At 73.9% G+C, this 6,267-nt stretch carries 9 protein-coding genes; 7 read left to right on the forward strand and 2 right to left on the reverse strand.

All coding sequences use genetic code 11. The features are described from left to right. Window positions 1–1,074: homoserine O-acetyltransferase MetX (metX, locus tag B4M60_RS10215; protein WP_291083192.1), on the forward strand; the 1,074-nt coding region annotated here is incomplete at its 5' end. Next, window positions 1,071–1,508 (forward strand): hypothetical protein, encoded by a 438-nt coding sequence (locus tag B4M60_RS10220; RefSeq protein ID WP_291083195.1) that lies wholly within the window; start codon window positions 1,071–1,073, stop codon window positions 1,506–1,508. The genes metX and B4M60_RS10220, both read left to right, overlap by 4 nt. A 13-nt stretch (window positions 1,509–1,521) precedes the next feature. Here B4M60_RS10220 and B4M60_RS10225 read toward each other — a convergent pair whose 3' ends face one another. Both B4M60_RS10225 and B4M60_RS10230 read right to left on the reverse strand, forming a co-directional pair. Continuing rightward, window positions 1,522–1,869 carry a DUF3017 domain-containing protein gene (locus B4M60_RS10225; RefSeq protein ID WP_291083198.1) on the reverse strand — a complete coding sequence of 116 codons (348 nt, stop codon included), beginning with the start codon at window positions 1,867–1,869 and terminating at the stop codon, window positions 1,522–1,524. Window positions 1,870–1,876: 7 nt separating this feature from the next. Then, complete coding sequence (locus tag B4M60_RS10230; RefSeq protein WP_291083201.1) at window positions 1,877–2,734, reverse strand: bifunctional methylenetetrahydrofolate dehydrogenase/methenyltetrahydrofolate cyclohydrolase; 858 nt, start codon at window positions 2,732–2,734, stop codon at window positions 1,877–1,879. A gap of 59 nt (window positions 2,735–2,793) precedes the next feature. On the opposite strand from B4M60_RS10230, the gene B4M60_RS10235 reads away from it, so the two are divergent. The 5 genes from B4M60_RS10235 to B4M60_RS10255 form a co-directional block, all read left to right on the forward strand. Further along, entirely contained in the window at window positions 2,794–3,285 is a 492-nt protein-coding gene (locus tag B4M60_RS10235; RefSeq protein ID WP_291083205.1) for a tRNA (cytidine(34)-2'-O)-methyltransferase, read from the forward strand. A 14-nt stretch (window positions 3,286–3,299) separates the two neighbouring features. Further along, window positions 3,300–4,280, forward strand: a complete 981-nt coding sequence (locus B4M60_RS10240) for a metal ABC transporter solute-binding protein, Zn/Mn family (protein WP_291083208.1) — start codon at window positions 3,300–3,302, stop codon at window positions 4,278–4,280. After that, window positions 4,277–5,077 carry a metal ABC transporter ATP-binding protein gene (locus tag B4M60_RS10245; protein ID WP_291083211.1) on the forward strand — a complete coding sequence of 267 codons (801 nt, stop codon included), beginning with the start codon at window positions 4,277–4,279 and terminating at the stop codon, window positions 5,075–5,077. Before B4M60_RS10240 ends, B4M60_RS10245 begins: the two co-directional genes overlap by 4 nt. Beyond that, a complete protein-coding gene (locus B4M60_RS10250) occupies window positions 5,074–5,943 on the forward strand; it encodes a metal ABC transporter permease (RefSeq protein WP_291083214.1) in 870 nt (289 codons plus the stop codon). The genes B4M60_RS10245 and B4M60_RS10250 overlap by 4 nt, the downstream gene beginning before the upstream one ends. Further along, on the forward strand, window positions 5,940–6,267 hold a 328-nt coding region (locus tag B4M60_RS10255), incomplete at its 3' end, for a metal-dependent transcriptional regulator (protein ID WP_291083217.1). The genes B4M60_RS10250 and B4M60_RS10255, both read left to right, overlap by 4 nt.

The following is a 6,267-nucleotide window of genomic DNA, read 5'->3' on the forward strand; positions in this document are numbered from 1 at the left end:
GTCCTCCCGGGGGTGACCCTCGCGGTGCAGAGGTGGGGCCGGATCGCGGACGACCTGTCCAACATCGTGCTGGTCGAGCACGCCCTCACCGGCGACTCGCACGTGGTGGGGACCGTCGACTCGCTGCACCCGACCCCCGGCTGGTGGAACGGGCTCGTCGGGCCCGGGCTGCCGCTGGACACCGATCGTTACTGCATCCTGTCCGTCAACGTCCTCGGCGGGTGCCGGGGGTCGACGGGTCCGAGCTCCCTCCACCCGGACGGCCACTACTGGGGGGCCCGCTTCCCCGCCGTCGCCGTCCGGGACATGGTCGAGGCCGAGCGGGTGCTGGCCGATCTCCTGGGCGTCGAGCGCTGGGCCGCGGTGATCGGCGGCTCGATGGGCGGGGCCAGGGCGCTCGAGTGGATGGTCTCCCATCCGGACCGCGTGGGCGCGGGGTGCGTCCTCGCGGTCGGCGCCCGCGCCTCGGCCGACCAGATCGGCGTCCAGACGGCGCAGATCATGGCCATCACGTCCGACCCGCACTGGCAGCAGGGCGGCTACCACGGCACCGGCCGCACCCCGGTGACCGGACTGGGCATCGCCCGGCGGATCGCGCACCTGTCCTACCGCGGCGAGCGGGAGCTGGACGAGCGCTTTGCCAACCGCCCGCAGCCCGGCGAGGACCCGCGCGGGGAGGACCTGTCCATGTCGGGGCGGTTCGCCGTCCAGTCCTACCTCGACCACCAGGCGGGCAAGCTCGTCTCGCGCTTCGACGCGTGCACCTACGTCCTGCTCACCGACGCCCTCAACCGTCACGACGTGGGCCTGGGCCGCGGTGGCGTGGACGAGGCCCTGCGGTCCTGCCCGGTGCCGTGCGTGATCGGCGGGGTCACCACGGACCGGCTCTACCCGCTGCGTCAGCAGGAGGAGCTGGCCGCGCTGCTGCCCGCCGCGGACCCGCTCGTCGTGATCGACAGCCCGGCCGGGCACGACGGATTCCTCACCGAGTCCGAGGTGGTGGGCCCCATGCTCGAACGGACGCTGGAGCTCGCGGCGCAGGGCACCCCGGACCGGACGCGGGGGCACTCGTGACCGACGACGACCGCACGCCGCGGCCGGCGGCGCTCGGACTGGCGGGGCTGTCCGTCGGCTTCGGGATCATCGGCGTGTCCATCGGGTTCGCGACGTTCCTCGGGATCACCGCCACGGCGAGCGGCGGCCGCGACACCGCCGGGTTCGGGCCGCTGGCGGTGTCCGCCGCGTCGTCGTTCGTGTTGGGGGTCCTACTCATCGTCGGTGCCGCGCTGCTGTGGCGCGCCCACCGTGCGGCCCGGGTGGTCATCGGGGTGGCCGTCCTCCTGCTCGCGGCGAGTTCGCTCGCGCGGATGGTGCTGGACAGCATCTCGTTCCTCTCGGTGGTCGGCACCGTGCTCTCGATGCTGGCCCTGGTGGCGATGGGCTCGCTGCTCCTGTCGGACGGCGTCCGCGACCACGTCCGGGAGGGCGTCCCCCTGCGGTTGCGCTGAGCCCGGGGCCGACTCAGCCCGTCCCGAGCGCGTCGATCGACGTCGCGAGCCACAGGACCACGACCCCCACCGCGATGTAGAACGCCACGTCGAACCCCTTGCCCCGCACCCCGAGCAGCCGCGCGCGTTCGGCGGGCACCACCGCGCGCAGGGCGGCCGCGCCCAACGCCACGAGCCCCAGGAGGAAGGCCCCGCGCCGCCACCTCTCGAACAGGACGAAGCCCAACGCCACCGCCAGCCCGGCCAGGACCAGCGCGAGGGGCCACTGGGCCCGGATCTGCGCCCACGTCAACCGCGCCGGTCGCGTGCGGCCGGGGCGGTGATCGGTCGGCAGGGGCCGTCCGGGGGCGGGGTGGGTCATCCGCGCCTCAGGCGTCGGCGGCGAGCCGCTCGCAGCGCTCGACCACGTTGGCCAGCAGGAACGCCCGGGTGAGCGGCCCCACCCCGCCCGGGTTGGGCGAGACCGCCCCCGCGACCTCCCACACGTCCGGGTGGACGTCGCCGGCGAGCTTGCCGTCGACCCGGGACACGCCCACGTCGAGCACGGCGGCGCCGGGCTTGACCATGTCCGGGGTGAGCATGTGGGCGACGCCGGCGGCGGCCACGATCACGTCGGCGCGCCGGGTCTCGGCCGCCAGGTCCCGGGTGCCGGTGTGGCACAGGGTGACGGTGGCGTTCTCGCTGCGTCGGGTGAGCATCAGCCCGATCGGACGGCCCACGGTGAGTCCCCGGCCGATCACCACGACGTGCGCCCCGTCGAGCTCCACCCCGAAGCGGCGGAGCAGGTGGATGGACCCGTTGGGCGTGCACGGCAGCGGCGCGGGCTCGTTGAGCACCAGCTTGCCGAGGTTGACCGGGTGCAGACCGTCGGCGTCCTTGGCCGGGTCGATCCGTTCGAGGATCGCGTTCTCGTCCAGGTGCGCGGGCAGCGGCAGCTGGACGATGTAGCCGGTGCACGCGGGGTCGGCGTTGAGCTCGTCGATCACCGCCTCGAGCTCCGCCTGGGTGGTGTCCGCGGGCAGGTCCCGGCGGATCGAGGCGATGCCGACCTCCTCGCAGTCGCGGTGCTTCATCTTGACGTAGGAGTGGCTCCCCGGGTCGTCGCCAACGAGGACCGTACCCAGTCCCGGGGTGATGCCCTTGTCCCGCAGCGCTGCCACGCGGGTGGTGAGGTCGGCGACGATCTCGTCGCGGGTGAGCTTGCCGTCCAGCTTGATCGCGGTCACGACCGCCAGTATCCCACTCCCCCTCGGCGTCGGCGGTAGGGCATTGCGAGAATGGCCCCATGACCGGAAGTGGCGTGAGAGTGCTGTTCGACCGTCCCCGCATCCCACCCAACACCGGCAACGCGATCCGGATGGCGGCGGGCGCGGGATGCGAGCTGCACCTGGCGGGTCCGCTGGGCTTCGACCTGTCCGAACCCCAGCTCCGCCGCGCCGGCCTCGACTACCACGATCTCGCCCACGTGGAGGTCCACGTGGATCTCGAGGCCGCCTACGCCAGGCTGCTCCCGGCGCGGGTGTGGGCCTTCACCGCGCACGCCGAGCTGGACCTCCCGGAGGTGCGGTTCGCCCCCGGCGACGTGGTGTTGTTCGGCCCCGAGCCCACCGGCCTCGCGGCGGAGGTGCTGGCCGACGAGCGGGTGACGGCCCGGGTGCGGATCCCCATGCTGCCGGGCCGCCGGTCCATGAACCTGTCCAACGCCGCCGCGGTGGTGGTCTACGAGGCGTGGCGGCAACAGGGGTACGCCGGCGGGAGGAGATTCGGCGCCTCATGACTTAGAATTTCGGCATGCCGAAATTTAGGCCGTTCGGTACCCGTATCCACCGTGGTGCCCTCGCGTCGTCCGCCGCGCTCGCCGTCGCCCTCGTGACGACGACGGCGGCGTCCGCGTGCACCCCGGACGTCGCGAGTGTGCGCGACCCGGGTGGCACGCCTCGCCCCGTCCACGCCGGGGACCCCGTGGTGGTGGCGACCACCTTCACGATCCTCGCCGACATGGCCCGGCGGGTCGGGGGCGAGCGGGTCCGGGTGGAGTCCGTCACGACCCCCGGCGCGGACGTCCACCAGTACGAACCGACGGTCGACGACCTCCGGAGGGTCGAGGGTGCGGACCTCGTCCTGAGCAACGGGCTCGGCCTCGACGACTGGCTGCTGCGGTTCATCGACGGCACCGACGCGCGCCACGTCGTGGCCGGCGAGGAGGTCGACCCGATTCCCGTGCGCTCGGGGAACCACACCGGCCGCGCGAACCCCCACGCCTGGATGTCCCCCCACGAGGGGGCCGTCTACATCCGCACGATCGCCACCGCCCTCGGCGAGGTCGACCCGGACGGAGCCCCGGAGTACGCCGCTCGCGCCGACCGCTACATCGCCGACCTGGAGCGCCTGGCCACCCGGGCGCGCGCGGCCGTCGCGGCCGTCCCGGCCGACCGACGCGTCCTGGTCACCTGTGAGGGCGCGTTCCCGTACCTGGCCCGGGACCTCGGCCTGGAGGAGCTGTACCTGTGGCCGGTCAACAGCGAGAACCAGGGCCTGCCGCGCCAGGTCACCGCCCTGATCGACCAGGTCCGCCACCGCGGGATCCCCGCCCTCTTCTGCGAGTCGACCGTCTCCGGGGCCGCCATGGAACAGGTCGCCGACGAGACCGGCAGCCGACTCGCCGGCCTCCTCTACGTGGACTCCCTGTCCACACCCACCGGCCCCGTCCCCACCTATCTGGACCTGCTCGACCACGACCTCGAGACCATCACCCGGGAGCTGACGTCATGACCGACCGGCCACTGCCCCACCCGCCGACCACGGGCGGACCCGCCGCCGTCGTCACGGACCTGACGGTCGACCGCGGTCGGGTCCGCGCCCTCGACTCCGTCTCGCTCTCCGTGCCGACCGGCGCGATCACCGTCCTGCTCGGCCCCAACGGCTCCGGGAAGTCGACCCTGCTGAACGTCCTGCTCGGCACGGTCTCCCCGACCACCGGGTCGGTCCGCGTCCTCGGCGCGCCCGTGCGGCGCGCGTTGCGCACCGGGCTGGTGGCCGCGGTGCCCCAGTCCGATGCCCTGGACGAGCGCTTCCCCGTCACCGCGGCGGAGGTGGTGATGCAGGGGCGTCGACGCTTCACCGGGCCCTGGCGCCGACCCTCCGCGCTCGACCGGCTGGCCGTCGACGAGTCCCTGGACCGGGTCGGCCTGGCCGACGTCGCCGGTCGCCGCGTCGGCGAGCTCTCCGGCGGGCAACGGCGACGCGTCCTCCTGGCCCGCTGCCTCGCCCAGGAGGCGGCGTTGCTCCTGCTCGACGAGCCGTTCAACGGCATGGACGCCGGCAGCGAGGAGGTCTACGTCGACGTCCTGCGCGAGCTGGCCGCCTCCGGGCGGACCGCGGTGGTCTCCACCCACCACCTGGCCACCGTCGACCGGCTCGCCGACTCGGTGGCCCTGCTCAACGGGTGCCTGATCGCCCACGGCCCGGTCGCCGAGACCACCACCCCGCAGATCCTGTCGACGCTCCTCGGGGCGCGTCTGCCCGACCCCGCCGACCGTCCGGCGGCCACCGAGGGGGCGCTGTCATGATCGACCTGCTCGTCGAGCCGATGGGCTACGAGTTCATGCGCCGGGCCCTGCTGGTGGTGACCGCCTCCGGAGTGGCGGGTGCGCTGCTGAGCTGCTGGCTGGTCCACATGGGGTGGTCCCTCATGGGCGACGCCGTGTCCCACGCCGTGCTTCCCGGCGTGGTGATCGCGTCCATGACCGGCATCCCGTTCGCGGTCGGGGCGCTCGTCGCCGCCCTGGTCGCGGTCGCGCTCATAGGGGCGGTCCGGGAGGGCGGCACGGTGCGTGAGGACACGGCGATGGGGATCGTGTTCACCGCCCTGTTCTCCCTGGGCCTGGTCCTGATCGCACGGTTCCCCAGCCAGCGGGACCTGCACTCGATCCTCTTCGGGAGCGTGCTCGGCATCCGCGACTCCGACCTCGTCCAGGTCCTGGTGGTGTCGGCGTTCACCGTGACCGTGCTGCTGGCCTTCCGGCGCGACCTCATCATGCTGGCCTTCGACCGGCTCCACGCCCACACCCTGGGCCTGCCGACCCGGGCCCTGACCGCGCTCCTGCTGGTCACCCTCGCCACGGCCACGGTGGCCGGCGTGCAGTCGGTGGGGGTGATCCTCGTGGTGGCCACGCTCATCATCCCGGGCGCGACCGCGCAGCTGCTCGCCGACACCATGCGGTCGACGATGGTCCTCGCCGTCGTCGTCGCCCTGGTCGGGGGCGTGACCGGCCTGTACGTCGGCTACTACGCCGACCTCCCCCCGGGCCCGGTGGTGGTCCTCACCCAGGCCGCGATCTTCACGGCCGCGCAGCTGTTCGCGCCCCGGCGCGGCGTCCTCCCCCGGGCCGCGGCGAGCGCCCGCGCGCGGCGGGCGGGGATGATGGCGGCATGACCGTCGATCCACCGCGCGGCCTCGCCGACCTCACCCCGACCATCCAGTCCTACCTCATGGCGGCCCACGCCCTGGGCTCCGGCGGCGACCCCGTCACCTCCGGCGCCCTGGCCGACCGCCTCGGCGCGTCCCCCTCCTCCGTCACCGAGGGGGTCCGCAAGCTCGTGGCGATGGGCCTGGCCGACCACCGTCCCTACGCGCCCGTGGAGCTCACCCGGGCGGGGCGGTCGTTCGCGGTGGCGATGGTGCGGCGGCACCGGATCATCGAGACGTTCCTCGCCCGCTGCCTGGACTACCCGTGGGACGAGGTCCACGCCGAGGCCG

Source organism: Dietzia sp. UBA5065, from assembly GCA_002415925.1.
In the GTDB taxonomy this organism is placed as follows: domain Bacteria; phylum Actinomycetota; class Actinomycetes; order Mycobacteriales; family Mycobacteriaceae; genus Dietzia.